Annotated in this window: 1 protein-coding gene; it reads left to right on the top strand. The window is 65.7% G+C overall.

Annotated elements, in window-relative coordinates; all coding sequences use genetic code 11:
• Positions 1-216, top strand: a 216-nt coding sequence (locus A7A76_RS15555) for a hypothetical protein (RefSeq protein WP_206412036.1), incomplete at both ends; no start/stop codon positions are given.

Here is a 216-nt window from a genome sequence, read left to right as displayed (position 1 = left end):
TACAAGGTCCAGCAGACCGACGTGAACGCCGGCTCGATCGTCAACAAGGCGACCGTGTCGACCACGACGGCTGGCGTCTGCCCGGCCGGCTCGACGGATGCGAAGTGCAACCCGACCGTCACCACGCCGGTCACCCAGGCACCGAACCTGACGTCGGAGAAGACCCAAACCAGCAACGCCGACGAAGACGGCAGCGGCTCGATCACCGTCAACGAC

This window comes from Lysobacter enzymogenes (assembly GCF_017168095.1).
GTDB classification, from domain to species: domain Bacteria; phylum Pseudomonadota; class Gammaproteobacteria; order Xanthomonadales; family Xanthomonadaceae; genus Lysobacter; species Lysobacter enzymogenes_D.
Note: the sequence above shows the minus strand (reverse complement) of the source record. Positions and strands in the feature narration are given on the sequence as shown.